The sequence below is a fragment of the Cobetia sp. PS-4MA genome, assembly GCF_057670765.1.
On record NZ_CM173107.1, the window covers coordinates 1,836,577 to 1,853,836 of the forward strand.

The 17,260-nt window shown below is 61.0% G+C and carries 15 protein-coding genes; 6 read left to right on the forward strand and 9 right to left on the reverse strand.

Features of this window, described 5'->3' with window-relative positions:
- Window positions 1–116: 116 nt before the first annotated feature.
- Window positions 117–773 (reverse strand): carbonate dehydratase, encoded by a 657-nt coding sequence (gene can / locus AC26AR_RS07845; RefSeq protein WP_077376424.1) that lies wholly within the window; start codon window positions 771–773, stop codon window positions 117–119.
- Window positions 774–1,051: 278 nt separating this feature from the next.
- On the opposite strand from can, the gene gorA reads away from it, so the two are divergent.
- The 4 genes from gorA to AC26AR_RS07865 all read left to right on the forward strand — a co-directional run bounded on the left by gorA (window position 1,052) and on the right by AC26AR_RS07865 (window position 8,697).
- Complete coding sequence (gene gorA, locus AC26AR_RS07850) at window positions 1,052–2,440, forward strand: glutathione-disulfide reductase (protein WP_254696484.1); 1,389 nt, start codon at window positions 1,052–1,054, stop codon at window positions 2,438–2,440.
- A 406-nt stretch (window positions 2,441–2,846) separates the two neighbouring features.
- Entirely contained in the window at window positions 2,847–3,830 is a 984-nt protein-coding gene (locus AC26AR_RS07855) for a TAXI family TRAP transporter solute-binding subunit (protein WP_217622094.1), read from the forward strand.
- A 462-nt stretch (window positions 3,831–4,292) separates the two neighbouring features.
- The gene (locus tag AC26AR_RS07860) at window positions 4,293–6,875 is read left to right on the forward strand and encodes a TRAP transporter permease (protein WP_488107798.1); all 2,583 of its coding nucleotides are present in this window, start codon (window positions 4,293–4,295) and stop codon (window positions 6,873–6,875) included.
- 421 nt (window positions 6,876–7,296) lie between these two features.
- Window positions 7,297–8,697, forward strand: a complete 1,401-nt coding sequence (locus AC26AR_RS07865) for a PhoH family protein (protein WP_077376418.1) — start codon at window positions 7,297–7,299, stop codon at window positions 8,695–8,697.
- 143 nt (window positions 8,698–8,840) lie between these two features.
- On the opposite strand, the gene AC26AR_RS07870 is transcribed toward AC26AR_RS07865, so the two are convergent.
- A complete protein-coding gene (locus AC26AR_RS07870) occupies window positions 8,841–9,806 on the reverse strand; it encodes a DNA-binding protein (protein WP_488107799.1) in 966 nt (321 codons plus the stop codon).
- Window positions 9,807–10,134: 328 nt separating this feature from the next.
- On the opposite strand from AC26AR_RS07870, the gene AC26AR_RS07875 reads away from it, so the two are divergent.
- Both AC26AR_RS07875 and AC26AR_RS07880 read left to right on the forward strand, forming a co-directional pair.
- A complete protein-coding gene (locus AC26AR_RS07875) occupies window positions 10,135–11,403 on the forward strand; it encodes a tyrosine-type recombinase/integrase (RefSeq protein ID WP_488107800.1) in 1,269 nt (422 codons plus the stop codon).
- Window positions 11,404–11,515: 112 nt separating this feature from the next.
- The gene (locus tag AC26AR_RS07880) at window positions 11,516–11,947 is read left to right on the forward strand and encodes a SufE family protein (RefSeq protein WP_084208681.1); all 432 of its coding nucleotides are present in this window, start codon (window positions 11,516–11,518) and stop codon (window positions 11,945–11,947) included.
- Window positions 11,948–12,103: 156 nt separating this feature from the next.
- Here AC26AR_RS07880 and AC26AR_RS07885 read toward each other — a convergent pair whose 3' ends face one another.
- The 7 genes from AC26AR_RS07885 to AC26AR_RS07915 form a co-directional block, all read right to left on the reverse strand.
- A complete protein-coding gene (locus AC26AR_RS07885) occupies window positions 12,104–12,814 on the reverse strand; it encodes an RES family NAD+ phosphorylase (protein ID WP_240499520.1) in 711 nt (236 codons plus the stop codon).
- Window positions 12,811–13,212 (reverse strand): MbcA/ParS/Xre antitoxin family protein, encoded by a 402-nt coding sequence (locus AC26AR_RS07890; protein ID WP_176503301.1) that lies wholly within the window; start codon window positions 13,210–13,212, stop codon window positions 12,811–12,813. Before AC26AR_RS07890 ends, AC26AR_RS07885 begins: the two co-directional genes overlap by 4 nt.
- Window positions 13,213–13,324: 112 nt before the next feature.
- On the reverse strand, window positions 13,325–13,600 hold the full coding sequence (gene yidD, locus AC26AR_RS07895; RefSeq protein WP_279854545.1) for a membrane protein insertion efficiency factor YidD: 276 nt from the start codon (window positions 13,598–13,600) through the stop codon (window positions 13,325–13,327).
- 67 nt (window positions 13,601–13,667) lie between these two features.
- Window positions 13,668–14,114 (reverse strand): phosphoribosyl-AMP cyclohydrolase, encoded by a 447-nt coding sequence (hisI, locus tag AC26AR_RS07900; protein WP_373996124.1) that lies wholly within the window; start codon window positions 14,112–14,114, stop codon window positions 13,668–13,670.
- A 123-nt stretch (window positions 14,115–14,237) separates the two neighbouring features.
- Entirely contained in the window at window positions 14,238–15,062 is an 825-nt protein-coding gene (locus AC26AR_RS07905; protein WP_077376406.1) for a metal ABC transporter permease, read from the reverse strand.
- Between the two features lie 78 nt (window positions 15,063–15,140).
- Window positions 15,141–15,971: a metal ABC transporter ATP-binding protein gene (locus AC26AR_RS07910; RefSeq protein WP_136937812.1), complete on the reverse strand. Its 831-nt coding sequence runs from the start codon at window positions 15,969–15,971 to the stop codon at window positions 15,141–15,143.
- Between the two features lie 112 nt (window positions 15,972–16,083).
- Window positions 16,084–17,226, reverse strand: a complete 1,143-nt coding sequence (locus AC26AR_RS07915) for a metal ABC transporter solute-binding protein, Zn/Mn family (RefSeq protein ID WP_488107801.1) — start codon at window positions 17,224–17,226, stop codon at window positions 16,084–16,086.
- Between the last annotated feature and the right edge of the window lie 34 nt (window positions 17,227–17,260).

Genomic DNA, 17,260 nt, shown 5'->3' on the forward strand with positions numbered 1-17,260 from the left:
GCTGCAACGTGACACGCCTCCCGAAAGGAAGGCGTGTGGTGGCGCACCGCTGGCGAGCCGAGAAGCCTCAGGCGTGGAGGCAGAGCAGGGTGCGCCTGCTCACTTACTCATTTCACTTACTCATTGCTGCCGGCGACAGGCGTCAGGCGGTCAACCCGATAGAGGTTCGGCACCTGGGAGAGACCGCTGATGGTGCACTCCAGGTTGTTGACGCGACCATCCGAGAGGCCATAGACCCAACCGTGGATCTGCAGATTCTGACCGCGCTCCCAGGCACGCTGGAGGATCTTGGTACGCGCCAGGTTCTGTACCTGAGAACGCGCATTCAGCTCACACATGCGGTCGACCTGTTCGTCCAACGGCAAGTCCTTGAGCTCGGCGTGATGCAGGTTGTAGAGCTCGCGCAGACTGTGCAGCCAATAGTCCACCATGCCGTTGTCCCCGCCGGTGATGGCAGCGCGTACACCACCACAACCGTAATGGCCGACGATCATGATGTGCTCGACCTTGAGGACATCCACGGCGTACTGGATCACTGACAACGCATTCATATCGTTGTAGTGAATCAGGTTGGCGACGTTGCGGTGAACGAAGACTTCACCCGGCGGGAGGTCGATGATCTGGTTGGCGGGGACGCGTGAGTCGGAACAGCCGATCCACAGATAGTCCGGATTCTGCTGGTCGGAGAGTCGCTTGAAGAAGTCAGGATCGCGCTCGGTCATGGACTTGGCCCAGACCTTGTTCTGCTCCAACAGCTTTTCAATATTGCTCATGGCGAGGGGACCACTTATCAGGATGACGGGGCAGGGGAAGATGTTGTACAGACATGCTTGCCGCCGCCAGGCCCTCTGCAATGCAATACGTCAACATCGCAGGCCATCGTGAGCGGCGCATGTTGTAACTTTTGTCTAACATCATTGGTATTTTTACCGCGCGATGACCTGCAGGGTCAACCAGCAGTCACGATGGCGGATGACCGCGGCCCACGTCATGGGGCTGCCGAGGGGCATGACTCCTGATACCATGTGGCCAATTCATCAAGGAGATTCCCGTGTCCGATCAGACCCAACAGCCTGTGACAGGCCAGTTTGACTTCGACCTGTTCGTCATTGGCGCCGGTTCCGGCGGTGTGCGTGCAGCGCGTACTGCCGCAGCCACCGGTGCACGCGTTGCCGTCGCGGAAGATCGCTATCTCGGCGGCACCTGCGTCAACGTGGGTTGCGTGCCGAAGAAGCTCTACTCCTATGCGGCTCACTACCATGATTCCTTCAAGGACAGCGCAGGTTTCGGTTGGAACATCGGCGAGGCTCCCCGGTTTGACTGGGCCACTCTGCGAGATCGCAAGACCGCCGAGATCACGCGCCTGAACGGCATCTACCGCAACATGCTCAACAACTCCGGCACCACGCTGATCGACGGCCGTGCCACGATCGCCGATGCCAACACCGTCGAAGTCAACGGCAAGCGCTATACCGCCGCGAAGATTCTGGTGGCCACCGGTGGCTGGCCTTTCCTGCCGGACTTCCCGGGCCGTGAGCATGCGCTGGACTCCAACCGCATCTTCGATCTCGAGCAGTTCCCCAAGCGCTTCTTCGTCATTGGCGGCGGCTACATCGCCGTCGAGTTCGCCAGCATCTTCAATGGCCTGGGAGCCGAGGCGCATCTGAGCTATCGCGGCGAGCTGTTCCTGCGGGGCTTTGACGATGAAGTGCGTGCCTTCACGCGTGACGAGATGGCCAAGAAGGGCGTCAACCTGCACTTCAACACCACCGTGCAGTCCATCGACAAGCAGGGCGATGTCTATCAGGTCAGCCTCAGCGATGGCCAGGTGCTGGAAGTCGACTGCATTCTCGCCGCGACCGGTCGCAAGCCGAACATCGATGGTCTCGGTCTCGAGAATGTCGATGTCGAGCTGAATGCCGACGGTACCGTGCGCGTCAATGAGCGCTTCGAGACCACCACGCCTTCCATCCTGGCACTCGGTGACATCACCGGCGGGCCGGAACTCACGCCGGTCGCGCTGGAAGAGGCCATGCATCTGGTTCGCGCACACTTCGGTGATGGCGTGGTCGGTGGCCTGGATTACGACACCATCGCGACGGCCGTGTTCTGTCACCCCAACATCGGCACCGTCGGCCTCAGCGAGGAAGCGGCGCGCGAGAAGTTCGACAGCATCCGTGTCTACACCGCCGATTTCCGCCCGATGAAGCACACGCTGTCCGGCAGTGACGAGCGCAGTCTGATGAAGCTGATCGTCGATGATGCAACCGACAAGGTCGTCGGCGTCCACATGGTGGGGGATGAGGCAGGGGAGATCATGCAGGGCATCGGCATTGCCGTACGTGCTGGCTTGACCAAGACCGACTTCGACCTGACGGTCGGTATCCACCCGACCGCTGCCGAAGAATTCGTGACCATGCGCAGCGTGACCCGCACTTGACGCCCCATGCAGGCGACGGTGAGGAAGCTCTGGGCTATTCCATGGGCAGCGTTACCATTCGTTGACACTCGTCAGCGATCGCCAGCTTGAAAAAACGCCTCGCGGCATCACCGCGGGGCGTTTTTTTATGCGCGAAGGGCGCTTGACCAGTGAATTTCTTGTCTGCCAGTTCAGGTCACCACATGATCTTGCCAGCGCATACACCTTTCGTAGCATAAAGCTTTTCCGTTACGTACCAGAGACATCAGCTATGCTAATCTCATCTCAGCGTCGAGCATCCACAAGTTGCTGAAATATCAACCTTGTCATGCAATGCGGTGATCAGGTTGTCTCCTTCGCAGTGTTCAGCCGGGATGCAAGACGGCAACACCAATAACAAGCCAGCAAAGGGAGTTTCAAGATGACCATGATCAAGAAGTCGTTGACAGCGGCGGTCGCGACCGCAGGTCTTGGCCTGATGGGGATCTCCGGTGGCGCCAGCGCCGCGGAGCAGACCTTCGTGACCATCGGCACCGGCGGTGTCACCGGCGTCTACTATCCGGCCGGTGGTGCCATCTGCCGCCTCGTGAATCGTGGCAAGGCGGAACACGGCATTCGTTGCAGCGTCGAGTCCACGGGTGGTTCAGGCTACAACCTGAACAGCATTCGTACCGGTGAGCTGGACATGGGCGTCGCTCAGTCAGATGCCCACTACAACGCCTATGAAGGCGAGGGTGACTTCGCGGACTTCGGCCCCAACAAGGAACTGCGCTCCCTGTTCTCCCTGCACCCGGAACCGTTCACCGTCGTTGCCCGCAAGGACAGTGGCGTGACCGAGTTCGATCAGCTGGAAGGCAAGCGCATGAACATCGGCAACCCGGGTTCCGGTCAGCGCTCCACCATCGACACCCTGCTGTCTTCCCAGGACAAGGACACCAGCGTCTACTCGGTGGCATCCGAGCTCAAGGCTTCTGAGATGTCCTCCGCGCTGTGCGACAACAAGATCGACGGCTACGTCTATGTCGTGGGTCACCCGTCCGGTTCCATCAAGGAAGCTACTACCACCTGTGACGCGACTCTGGTCAACGTCACCGGCGACGCGGTCACCAAGCTGGTCGACGAGAAGCCGTACTTCTCGGTCGCCACCATCCCGGGCGGCATGTATCGCGGCAACGATGACGACGTCACCACCTTCGGGGTGCGCGCCACCATCGTGTCCAGCACCGAAGTGGAAGATCGTGTCGCCTATGAGGTGGTCAAGGCCGTGTTCGACAACTTCGATCAGTTCCAGCGTCTGCACCCGGCCTTCCAGGTGCTGAACAAGGAAGAGATGGTCAGTGCATCGCTGACAGCTCCGCTGCACGATGGCGCCAAGCAGTACTACAAGGAAGCGGGCCTGCTGAGCGAGTGATGCGGTTGACTCGCTTGCCTGTCGCAGGCTGACCAGGCTTCACCACGGAGACCGCACATGTTGCGGTCTCCGTGCTTGTGCAGGAACCGTTGTAGAGACCTCACCTTCGTGACTCGTCGTCCTCATGAGTCGCAGCTCCTGCATGGCCAATGGATGGCTGCCGCCGGCGGGTCTGGTGATGCAGCAAGGCGCATGATCCATCCCTGTCGGTCTGAGCGGTGAGCAGGTGGGAAAGGTGGTACCCCGAGCGTCGCTCGGCGCTGAGTCAGGAAATATCGTCCTGATTCAGCCAATTAATGGAAACATCCGTCAGGCCGGACATACTGAAGATGTAACCTGCTTGATAAGCATGTGGCTGTGCAGCGTCATCCTGGGTCGGGAACATGGCGGGTAGACGTAGATGCCGTTTCCTGATGATGCCTGCCAGCCATCGCCTGACTCGCGTTGATCGGATCATAAAAAATGACCAAAACTAAATCTTCACCGCCGTCCTCTGCGCCTGGCGCCGAGACGGATCATGATGCAGAAGTGCAGAAGATGCTCGAATCGGAGGTCGGCGGGCGTCATCCGGAAGGCTTCGTGGGGCGCCATTTCATGTGGCTGATCCCGCTTGCCTGGTCTCTTTTCCAGCTCTATCACGCCTCGCCCTTGTCGCTGCTGAACTCCGACACCGCGCGAGCCGTCCATCTCTGCTTCGCCATCTCGCTGGCGTTCGTGGCCTATCCCGCTTACAAGGGCGCGCCCGCCAATCGTATTCCTCTGTATGACTGGGCGTTGGCGATATTCGCCGTGGCGGGCGTGGCCTACGTGCTCATCTTCAGTGACGAACTGGCGCGACGAGCGGGTGCCTATACCACGACGGACCTCGTGTTCTCGGGCATCGGCCTCCTGTTGCTGCTGGAAGCGACCCGTCGCGCGCTCGGGCCGCCGCTTGCGGTCGTCGCCACCGTCTTCCTGCTCTACAGTCTGTTTGGCGCCTACATGCCCGATGTCATCGCGCATGCCGGGGCCAGTCTCAACAAGCTTCTGGGGCATCAGTGGCTGACCACGGAAGGGGTCTTCGGTGTGGCGCTGGGTGTCTCCACCGACTTCGTCTTCCTGTTCGTGCTGTTCGGTGCCTTGCTTGAACGCGCCGGTGCCGGCAACTACTTCATCCGCATGGCCTTCTCGATGCTCGGTCACATGCGCGGCGGACCGGCCAAGGCTGCCGTGGTGGCGTCTGGCTTGTCGGGGATCATTTCCGGCTCTTCCATCGCCAACGTCGTGACCACCGGGACCTTCACCATCCCGTTGATGAAGAAGGTCGGCTTCCCTGGCACCAAGGCAGGCGCCGTCGAGGTGGCAGCCTCCACCAACGGCCAGCTGACACCTCCGATCATGGGTGCTGCCGCCTTCCTGATGGTGGAATATGTCGGCATTCCCTATCTGGATGTCATCAAGCATGCCTTGTTGCCTGCACTGATCTCCTATATCGCGCTGATCTACATCGTGCACCTGGAAGCGTGCAAGGCCGGCATGGAAGGCCTCAAGCGGACGCACAAGACCAGCCTGATGGCTTCGATGCTGACCTTCCTGACCGTCTTCATCGGCATGGGCGTGCTCACGCTGGTGGTCTATTACGGTATCGGCTGGATCAAGGGTCTGGCGGGTGATGGTGCGGTCTATATCGTGCTGCCGCTGCTGCTGGCGTCCTATGTCGGCCTGATCGCCTATTCCGCCTGCTTCCCTCCGCTGGAGGAAGGGGACATCGATGAATTGCCGCCGGTGGGTCCGACGGTCAAGGTCGGTCTCTATTTCCTGCTGCCGGTCGTGGTGCTGGTGTGGTGTCTGACCGTCGAGCGCATGTCGCCGGGGCTTTCCGCCTTCTGGGCGGTGCTGTTCATGATTTTCATCACCGTGACCCAGCGCCCATTGGTCGCGATCTTCCGCAAGGAAGGCAATCTGGGGGGGGCAACCCAGCGTGGCGGTGAGGACCTGTTCCATGGTCTGGTCATCGGTGCCAAGAACATGATCGGGATCGGTGTCGCCACGGCGGCGGCCGGTATCGTGGTCGGTACCGTGACCCTGACCGGGCTCGGGCTCAAGATGACGGCATTCGTCGAGTTCATCTCGGCAGGCAACCTGATGCTGATCCTGATCTTCACTGCCGTGATCAGTCTGATTCTGGGCATGGGGCTTCCCACCACGGCCAACTACATCGTGGTCTCCACGCTGATGGCGCCGGTCATCGTCAATCTGGGCGCCGAGAATGGCCTGATCGTGCCGCTGATCGCCGTGCACCTGTTCGTGTTCTACTTCGGGATACTGGCAGATGACACGCCACCGGTGGGTCTGGCCGCCTTCGCGGCGGCGGCCATCGCCAAGTCAGACCCGATCAAGACCGGTATCCAGGGCTTCACCTATGACATCCGCACCGCGATCCTGCCCTTCATGTTCATCTTCAACACCAACCTGTTGCTGATGAACATCGATAGCTACTGGCATCTGGCGATCACCATCGCCTCGGCGGTCGCGGCGATGCTGGTCTTCGCGGCGGCCACGCAAGGTTATTGGCTGACGCGTACCCGCTGGTACGAGACCATCGGTCTTCTGCTGATCACCTTCACGTTGTTCCGTCCGGGCTATTGGTGGGACATGGTCTATCCGCCAGTCATCATGGCGGCTCCGCAGCAGATCGAGACCCTGATGGAGGAGGCACCGGTCGACAGCAAGCTGCCGATTCATGTGTCAGGCATCAATCTGGATGGCGATGAGGTCTCCAAGACCGTGCTGCTGCCGGTGTCGGATGCCGACAGTGGCGAAGCGCGCCTGAGCGATGTCGGTCTGACGCTGGATATCAGCGACAAGCAGGTGCTGGTCAGCATGGTGGAATACGGTAGCGTGGCACAGCAGGCCGGTATCGATTTCGATTTCACCATCGATGGCATCCAGCAGACCGCTGAACGTCCACCGAAGGAAATCGCGATGCTGCCAGCCATCGTGCTGTTGTGGTTGATCGGCTGGTTGCAGGTGCGCCGTCGCCGTCGCGAAAGCGTCACTGCCTGATGCTTCGGGGTCTGAACGATCGAGACCCGTGACATTGCGCACCCGCCAATGAAAAACCGCCCCTGACATCGTCAGGGGCGGTTTTTTTCATCTGTCCTTCCGCAGCGCTCCTGGCGACGCGGTTGTCTGACGATCTGCGGCAGGGGATGTCTGGCAAATGAAATCTGGCAAATGAAAAGTGCAGAGAGTCCAGTGGCTGCGTGCTTATGGCTGCACGAGATGCTCGGCAGGAAGGCCGGCAACATGGCCGTGACGAACAGCAGATGAGAGTGCGGCCAGCAGAGCCGGGGACAGATTATGCGCCTGCGTTGCGTGACCTGTCAGCACCCTGTGCGTGAAATCGAGCGCCAAATTGAAACATCCTCGACATATTCAGCGTGATAGCTTCAAAGGGCACACCCCAACGGAAGGCATGTCGCCAATGGTAAGAGTCGAGAAGCAGTCCCGTCGTCTGTACGTCCTCGATACCAACGTGCTGATACACGACCCCTCCGCCATCTTCCAGTTTGACGAGCACGATGTCGTCATTCCGATGACGGTGCTGGAGGAGCTGGACAAGCACAAGAATGGCCACAAGGAAATTGCCCACACTGCTCGCCAGATCAGTCGCACCCTGTCTGATCTCACCGCCGACATCACACCACAGGAGATTCTGCGCGGTATTCCACTGCCGGGCTCGTTGAATGGCGCCGGCAATCTTCATTTTCTCTCCGGCAGCATCGATCAGAGCGAGGCAAGCGCCGACAACCGCATTCTTGCCGAGACACGCAGTCTCGCGGCGCGCAGTCAGGATGCATCCGTCATCCTGGTGACCAAGGACATCAATCTGCGCATCAAGGCAGCGGCACTGGGCATGGCCGTCGAGGACTATCTGACGGATCGCGCCTTCAGTGACAGCGATGCCATGATCGAGGGCGTGAAGCTTTATCACGAGGCTGGGCCTGACGGTCAGGGCGTGTGGGATGATCTGCAGGTGGATGTCACCGTCAGTCGCGAGAATCATCGCACCTTCTACACCCTCGCCGGCCAGATGCCCAAGGACTGGTATCCGGGAATGTTGATCGCGGATTGTGATCGTGGTGCCAGCTTCGAGGCCATCGTGCGCGAGCTGGACAATGATCACGCCTGCCTTGAGGTATTGCAGGATTTCCGCAACGAGCGTAGCGCCTGGGGCGTCAATGCCCATGACAGTCGCCAGAATTTCGCGCTCAATCTGTTGATGGATGAGAGCGTCGACATGGTCTCGATTGCCGGGAGTGCCGGGACAGGCAAGACCTACATGACCCTGGCGGCGGCATTTGAGCAGACTCTGGAGAAGAAACGCTTCGAACGTATCATCTTCACGCGCGCGCCGATCGCCATGGGGGAAGAGATCGGCTTTCTCCCCGGGACCGAGGAAGAGAAGATGTCGCCGTGGATGGGCGCCTTCCACGACAACATGGACAATCTGCTGCGCAAGGAAGGCGAAGGCACCAGCGCGTGGAACGAGGAGGCCACCCGTGCCTGGATTGGCAACCGTGTCCAGATACGCTCGCCGTCCTTCATGCGTGGGCGAACCCTCAGCGATACCTTCCTGATCATCGATGAAGCCCAGAACCTGACACCGAAACAATTGAAAGGGCTGTTGACCCGGGCTGGTGCCAACACCAAGGTCGTGCTGCTGGGCAATGTCGGGCAGATCGATACGCCCTATCTGACGGCCAATACCTGTGGTCTCGCGGTGGCAGTGCAACGCTTCGCCAATTGGCCGCATGCCGGTCACGTCACGCTCAAGTGTGTCGAGCGTTCGCGTCTGGCACTGGTGGCGGAAGAACTGCTGTAGATTTCTCGACAGCGGTGAGCATGGTATGACGTAAGTCCTGAGGTGCGGGAACGCGCCATCCTCCAAGCGAAACGCCACCCCTGAGGGTGGCGTCTTTCATTGGTGTGAGTGTTGCAGCAACCTCAGCAGACGTTGCAGGAACATCAACACACAAAGGGAGGAAGCGGCGCGAAGGCCAGGCGCTCCTTGAGCAACTTGTTTTCATGCGTGATCTGGCTCAGCTGTGCCTCCAGACGAGATTGTTCCGCCATGGACTGCTCCAGCTGAGAGCGCAGATCCTTGAGCTCCACATCGCGCTGCTGTCGTAGCGTGGTTTCCTCGAAGCGACGACGTTCCTCTTCCTGAAGCAACTTCCGCTGCTCCGCCGTCTGGGCATCCAGGCGTTCCACGCGCTTCTCGAGCTGCTCGTGGCGGCGGCGATGCTGCTTGTCCAGCTCCTGCTTCTCCAGGCGCGCATCATCGAGCAGCTTCATCAGGCGCGTCTCACTGGCCTCGTGACGAGACTCTTCCTGCGCCAGGCGCTCCTTGAATTCGCTTTCCTGTTGCTGCACCAGCTGCTGATGGCGCTCATGGTCATGCTCGCGTGTCCGCTCGAGTGCGGTGACATCTTCCTGGGCAAGCGTCAGGCGCTTCTCGAGCTTCTCCTGCAATTGCTGCCATTGTTCGCGCTCACTGGTCAAGGTCGCCAGTGTCTGCACGCGCTCCTCGAGACGCGCCTGTACTCCCGCCAGTTGCTCCGTGAGTGCACTGAGCCGCTGCTCCGCATCCTCTGCGCGCCGCTGTGACTGTGCCTCGGCCTCACGGGCTGACTCGGCCTGGCGGTCAGCTTCCTGCCGATAGTGCGCCAGGCTCTCGTTGGCCAGAGACTGGGCTTCACTCCATACCGTGGCCAGTGTCTCCGTCAGACTATCCGGCATCGCCTGGGTCAGAGGCTCATCACGTTTCTCGGCGCGACGTTGGCGCCATTCGCGCAGATGATCGCTGATGGTGGTGAAGCTGCCGGTCCCCAGCACTTCCCGAATCTTCTGCACGCTGGGCGCTTCACCACGTGCCATCAAGGATTCTATCGCTCGTTGTACATCCTCGTACTGGACGCCAATGCGCGCCATGGGAATCTCCGTCCGTATTCTGAAGTTGATGCTCAGCGGCCATTACGCCACGAAGTGACGTTCACTACCACTCCATTGGTCAGGATTCTGCGTGATATGCACAAGAAATCTTCCCTGTGCTCTCGCGGGCTCCCCTTTAGGCAGACTTCTGGCCGCTTAGCGTCATTGTAGCGACTCGTCTGCTTGGAATAAAGATAATTACATATTACGTAATACGTAATTTACGTTACCCTTGGTGGTAGTAATTCATGATTACGCGCCTTATCTTGAATTATCATGGCCGTAACGTCACAATCAGCCCCCAGGCAACGCGACAGGAGTCGAGACAGTGGAGAAGGGCGCACACGGTGGCATGACCGCGTTGATCGGGCGCCTTGAGGGCGAGCTGGCCAATACCACCAGCACTGCAGCCGTCACGCAGAGTGGCGACGCTGCACTCATCAAGGCGCAGACGGACATTGAAGCCGTGGCGGCGTGGCTCAATGAATATCGCCACAGCCCGCAGACCCTGCGCGCCTATCGCAAGGAAGCAGAGCGTCTGCTTCTGTGGCTCAGGGCGGAAGGTGAGCAGGGGAGAGACGCCGCCCTGGCAAGTCTGGATCGTGAGCGGCTCGAGCACTTCGAGGCCTTTCTGGCCAATCCTCAGCCAGCGGAGGTCTGGATTGGCAGTGTGCGTGCCCGCAGGCACCCCGAGTGGCGACCCTTTCGCGGGCCGCTGGCTCCGGCCAGCCGTCGCCAGAGTCTGGTGATCCTGCAGGGGCTTTATGCCTGGTTGATCGAGGCCGGCTATCTGGCGCGCAATCCTTTCCGGCTGATGCGCGACAAGCGGCGCATGGACAATCGCACGCTGCGCATCGAGCGCTATCTGGAGCGTCCGCTATGGGATTGGTTGTGGGGGCGTATCGAGGCGCGCTGTGATGAGGTGCGTTGTCACGTACCGACAGCCGGCAGTGCCTCCCTCGAGCGCGAGGTGTCGCGGGAGCGATTCATCGCGGAGCGCCAGCGGTTTCTGTTCGCGTTTGCCTACCTGATGGCGCCGCGTATCGCCGAGATGGCCGCCGCGAGAATGGGGGATATCATCAAGCGGGAAGGCCAGTGGTGGTGGCGAGTGATAGGCAAGGGCGCCAAGCTGGCCGAGATCCCGCTGCCGCCCCCGATGCTCGAGGCCCTGGTGCGCTGGCGACGCCTGCGTGGACTGAGTGACTTGCCACAGGCACTGCCCGCTGATGAGTCACTGCCTCTGCTCGCGCGGTTGGATGGCACGACCCCTCTGGGCGACAATCAGCTCTACCGGTTGATCAAGCAGACGTTTACCCAGGCCGCCCACGACATGCGCCAGCGAACGGAGCGCCCCGGCGACGCCAGCGAGCTGATGGCACGCACGCTCGACCAGGCAAGCCCGCACTGGCTGCGTCACACCGCCATTACCCACCAGGCACAGGCCGGGTTAGAGCTGCGTTTCCTGTCTCGCTCCGCCAGACACTCACGGCTGGATACCACCTCTCGCTACCTGCATGCCGAAGACGGCGAGTGGCAGCAGCAGATGGCAAGGCACTTCCTGGCGACGACGACGGCTACCCCTGAGGAGGAGGCGTGACTGCTGGCATGGCGCCAGGCTTCACGCCTCCCGTGCGTCCGTCGGAGTCAGGCGTTATCATGGCCGACAGCATATTTTCAGACACTCTTCAGTGACATCATCGGGAGTCAGCATGAGCGACGCGCAACAAGCGCAGGCGGAACTGGTCGAGGAATTCAGCTTCTTCGACAATTGGATGGACCGCTATCAGTACATCATCGACATGGGCAAGGCGCTGCCGGAGTACCCGGAAGAGTTAAAGGGGCCTGAGACCAAGATCGACGGCTGCCAGTCCAACGTCTGGATTCATCCTGACGTACGTGGTGAAGGCAGCGAGCAGCGTCTGCACTTCCAGGCCACCTCGGATGCGGCCATCGTGGCAGGCCTGATCGCCGTGGTGCTGCGCATCTACAACGACCGGACGCCGCAGGAAATCGTCGCCACTCAGCCGACCTTCCTCGCTGAGCTTGGCCTCGACAAGCACCTGTCGCCGACACGCTCCAATGGTCTGCATGCAATGCTCAAGCGCATCTACGGTGTTGCCGAGCTGCACGCCAACGCCTGACCCCCTGGCGAGAAAAGAGGCCTGACGATAACCAAGACGCCCGCCATGCCGATCGAGATGTCTCGAGAGGCCTGGCGGGCGTCTTGGTCATTGTGGTTGTCATTGCAATGACGCGCTGACTGGACCCAGCGGGAGGTTCGCAGTGTCGTCACAGGCTCAGCGGTGCTCCTTGACCTCCAGCACATGCGTCATGGCCTGTTGCTGACCATCCCAGACGTAGCGCAGGTGGGGGCCCTGGATGGGGATGCTGACCGCCGGTGGACGCAGGATGGCCGCGCATTCGGCATCGGGCTCAACCTTGGCATGGCGGACGCTGGGGTAGAGCAGACCATGACTGCCGGTATCTCTCATCTTCGCCGCGAAAGCCTGGCCGGCCGGGTAGCTGGCCGTGTCCGGCTGGCATAGCTCGGCGTATCCCTGGCGAATGTCGTGCAAGGGTTGCGTCACGCGATTGACGTAACTGCGCATCGTCATTTCCTGGCTGGGTTGCGCGGTATCAGCCAGAAAGCGTGCCATGTGAAAGCGGGTTTCGCTGATGGCGGTGTCCAGGCTACTGGCGCAGTAGTAGACGCCGAAGCTGCCATCGGTGAAGCGTGATGCGCGGCCGATGTGCGTGAAGGCCGCCATCACCGGTGTGGAGCCCGGCCCGCTGATGCGATCCTCGGGTGCGACACGGTTCAGCTCGCCGGCCTCCTCGCGCAGGCGATCATTGGTCAGCGCCTCGATGGCAAACGCCATCTCCAGCTCATCAGGTTCGAGAATATCCTCGAACACCGAGATGGGCGGGAAGGCGCTGGAGATGACGCGCCAGGCGTTCTGCCAGTCAGGCAGTGTCAGGGCAGGTTGGGGCAGGGCGCTCATGCTCATCCACGCACTCCGTCGAGATAACGACGGGTGTCGGCCAGTGATACCACCTGCCCGGCCAGCATGTAGTCAAGCGCGCTCTGCCCATTGAAGGGAGCGGCACGATTGGGGCGGCGCACCCATTCATGGGCCATTTCAGGCGTGTTGCTGAACAGGATGCGCAACGCCTTGTGAATCCCCATCACGTAGGAAATCCGCTCCAGGGTGTCATTGGGCAGGCGGACTTCCGGCAGCTTGCGGTACTTGTGATAGGTGGTGGTGCCGATGCCGCCGAGCAGCACGCGTTGATCGGCAGCGCTGCATTGCCATTTCTCCATGATGTTGAAGAAGGACTTGAGGGCAACGCGACCCGCGCTGGGGCTGGTCGGGGACACACGATCGATGGCGGTTGCGGTGGACATGGCGCTCTCCTGCTGACTGACGATGGCATCGCACATGACGCCTTTCACATGTGAAGTATATCACGACTTCACTTCACATGCGTAAATCAGCTCGCAGGAGCGTGCGACACCATCAGGGCGTGGGGCCTGAGTCGCGGTCATTGCCCGCGCAGCAGTCTGACGATGACTCCTTGCGTGGTGGCACGGGGTCCACTCCTCCGGGGCCACCGAGGGGATGACAGCGTGACAGGCGTCTGGCTGTCAGCCAGCACCCCTTGAGCGGCCCATGCACCTTGATGGCCTCGAGGCCATAACTGGAGCAGCTGGGAAAGAAGCGACAACGCGGCCCCAGCAGCGGGCTGAGCACCAGCTGATAGCCGCGCAGCAGGCCGGTGAGCAGGCGCGTCATGCCAGCCGTCATAGCGCGCGACAGCGAGCCGCGAGCAGGGCGGGGATCGGGGTCACGTTGACCTGACTCAGGCGTTGCCATACAGCGTGTCGGGATCAATGATCGGTGCATCGGTGATCTCTGCGCCTTCGGCGTCAAGGCGCCAGTAGAAGCAGCTCTTGCGTCCGGTATGGCAGGCAGGGCCGGTCTGATCGACCTTGACCAGCAGGGTGTCACCGTCGCAGTCAAGGTGGGTGCTGACCAGATGCTGCTGCTGACCGGAGCTTTCGCCCTTGCGCCACAGCTTGCTGCGCGAGCGTGAGAAGTAGCACACGCGTCCCGTGGTCAGCGTCTCGCGCAACGCCTCGGCATTCATCCACGCCATCATCAGTATCTCGCCGCTGTCATGCTGCTGGGCGATGGCAGGAATCAACCCGTCGCCATTCCACGGCAGGGCAGCCATCAGGGTGTCCAGCGCGACCTTTTCGCCGACCTGTGCATTTTCCAGCGACTTGAGCAGTCCATCCTGTGCCATTGAATCCATATCCTTGCAGAAGCTGTATCGAAGACTGGTCCCGTCGCGACGTTCACTGCGCAGGTTGCAGCGTTTCGGTTCGGAGGCCAGATCTCAAGAAGTCTCAGTGTAACAAGCCGCGACTCAGCGGCGCAGACCGCCACGGGCGCTACGCCAGATCAGCGAGACCAGATAGGCGATCCCCGCCACCAGTACGATGGTGGCACCGGCAGGCAGATCGAACTGCCAGGAAAGCGCCAGACCACCGGTGGTGAAGGCCATGGCCGCCAGACTCGCGATCACGATCATCATGCCCAGTGAGCGCGCATGATGGCCGGCCAGCGCGGCTGGCAGTGACAGCAATGCCAGCACCATGATCAGCCCGACGGCCTGGAGCAACAGCACCACGGTAATGGCGACCAGCACCAGCAACAGCAGATAGAGCGTCTTGACCGGCACTCCTCGCAGGCGAGCGAACTCTTCATCGAAGATCACGGCCGTCAGTGGACGGTGTACGACCAGCAGCACCAGTGCCAGCCCGCCCACCATCCAGGCCAGGGTGCCGATGGCGTCTGCGGGCACCAGCAGCAGATTGCCGAACAGATAGCTCATCAGATCGACCTTGTAGCCCGGGGTCTGACTGATGAAGAGGATGCCGGTGGCCATGCCGATGGCCCACAGCGCACCGATGACGGTGTCTTCCTGATCAAACCCCTTGAGGCTGATATAGCCGATCAGCAATGCCGCGAGGATGGCACTGATGAACGCACCGACGAGCGGGCTGGCCCCCATGAAGTAGGCGATCCCCATGCCGGCAAGCACCGTGTGGGCGATGCCGCCTGCCAGATAGCCGATGCGGCGTACCACGACATAGGGGCCGACCAGGCCCGCCGCGAGGCTTGCCAACAGGCCGGCGAAGAGGGCGTTCTGAAGAAAGTCCTGGCTGCCCAGGGCGGTGATGAAATTCATGTGTTGTAAGCCTAGAGCGCGGGGCAGGCGCCGTGAAAGAAATGAAACCCGCCAGGCAGCCTGTCACGGGCCACCGTATCAATGATGGTGATGAATCATCTGGACGTGTTCACCGTAGAGCCGCTCGATCGATTCGGCGGTCAGCGTCTCAGTGTCATGGACGATCATCTTGCGGTTGAGACAGGCCACCCGATCGACATAATCACTGATGAAGCCGAGATCATGACTGATCACCACCACGCTCATGCGGTTGGCCAGCCGATTGAACAGCTCGAACAATGAACGCTCACCATCGCTGTCGACACTCGCGGTGGGCTCATCCAGCAGCAGCAATTGCGGCTCGGCCGCCAGTGCCCGGGCTATCAGGACACGCTGCAGCTGACCGCCGGAGAGGGCATCGATATGCCGACGGCGCAGATGGCTGATCCCGACTTCCTCCAGTACCGCACCGATCGCCTCACGATCCGCGCGTGGCCAGGGGCCCCATTGACGCTTGCGTCCCTGACGCCCCATCAGCACGACGTCTTCCACCCGGATCGGGAAGCGCTTCACGAAATTGGCGAACTGTGGCACATAGCCGATATGGCGTGCGGCAGATTGGGGAGTGCGCCCCAGCACTCGGACACACCCAGCTGCCGGCTTGTGAAGGCCAAGCACCAGCTTGAGCAAGGTGCTCTTGCCGCCTCCATTGGGGCCGATCAGCCCCACGATCTCGCGGGCGCCGACCTGGAAGTCGACATCGTCGAGAATGACCTGCTCACCATAGCGAAAGGTCACGCCGCGAATATCGATGGCATCCGGTGCATCCGCCGGGACCGGGCGAAATACCGGACCGACACTGCGCCCGGTGGCTGGTGCATCCGGATGGCTGTCCGGGCGCCGGCGCGCGACGGAGATGGGGCTGGCCATGACGAGAGGTACCTCTTTGCAACGCAGACGGGCGCGTGAGCGCCCGTCTGACTTTTTTATGGGGCAGAGCATTGTGCAAGATCATGCCGCATGCGCAATACCTGGCCAGAAATTACTGACTGTCGGTCCGCTCGAAGCCTGCTTTCAGTGCTTCGGTGGCACGCTTTAGATTCTCGAGATAGTCCTCGGCCAACGGGTCCAGCACGGCGACTTCGGCATCCAGCGAGCTGGCGATGCGCTTGGCGGCCGTCTGGGAGAATTGTCCCGAGACGAAGATGGTGCCGATGTTCTCATCCTTGGCACGTGTGACCAGAGTGGCCATCTCGCGTGGTGTAGGCTCACGACCACTGACTTCAATGGCATGCTGCGCGAGTGAGTAGCGATCCGCGAAGTAGCCGAAGCTGGGGTGGAAGATCAGGAAGTTGCGACCCTTGTAAGGTGCCAGCGCCTGCGCGATCTGCGTGTCCAGCGTATTCAGGGTCTTGAGCAGCCGCTGCTCATTGGCATCTATTTCACCGGCATGTTCAGGCAGCTGGGCTTCCAATACCTTGGCAGTGCGCTCGACGACGGTCTGCATTCGCTGCGGATCCAGCCAGAGATGAGGGTCGGCTTCGCCGAGGTCTTCATGCTCATCATGGCCCGCGTGCTCGTCATGATCCGCGTGGTCTTCATGGCCATGCTCGCCATGATCTGCGTGGCCTTCATGGCCGTGCTCGTCATGCTCTGCATGGTCTGCGTGGTCTTCATGCTCATCATGGCCCGCGTGCTCGTCATGGTCGGAGCCGTGATCATGATGATGAGCGTCTTTACTGCCGAAATGGCGCGTGTTGAGACCCTCTTCCAGATGCACGACCTGCATCTCGGCATTGTTCTTCTCGAGACGCGGCAACCAGACCTGCTCGAAGGGTACGCCGATGGCGAGATAGAGGGGAACCGTCGACAACTCGGCCACCTGGCGAGGGGTCGGATCATAGGTGTGCGGGCTGTTGCCCGGTTTGACCAGCGTCGTGATCTCGACATGATCCCCGGCCAGCTGATCGACCATCCACTCGATAGGCGGCACGCTGACGGCGACATGCAGTGGCGCACTGTCTTCGGCTTGCGCGTTGGGGGCCGCCAGAACGGCAAGCGCACCCAGCACGCTCAACGGCAGGCTACGCGCAGCCCGCGAACCCAGCGTGCGCTGGATCCGGGACAGCAGCTTTTCGCAGAACACTTGGCGAGAGGCCAGGGGAGAGCCCGCATGCATACTCATGACACCACTTCCTTTGCTAGTGATCACGGCATGA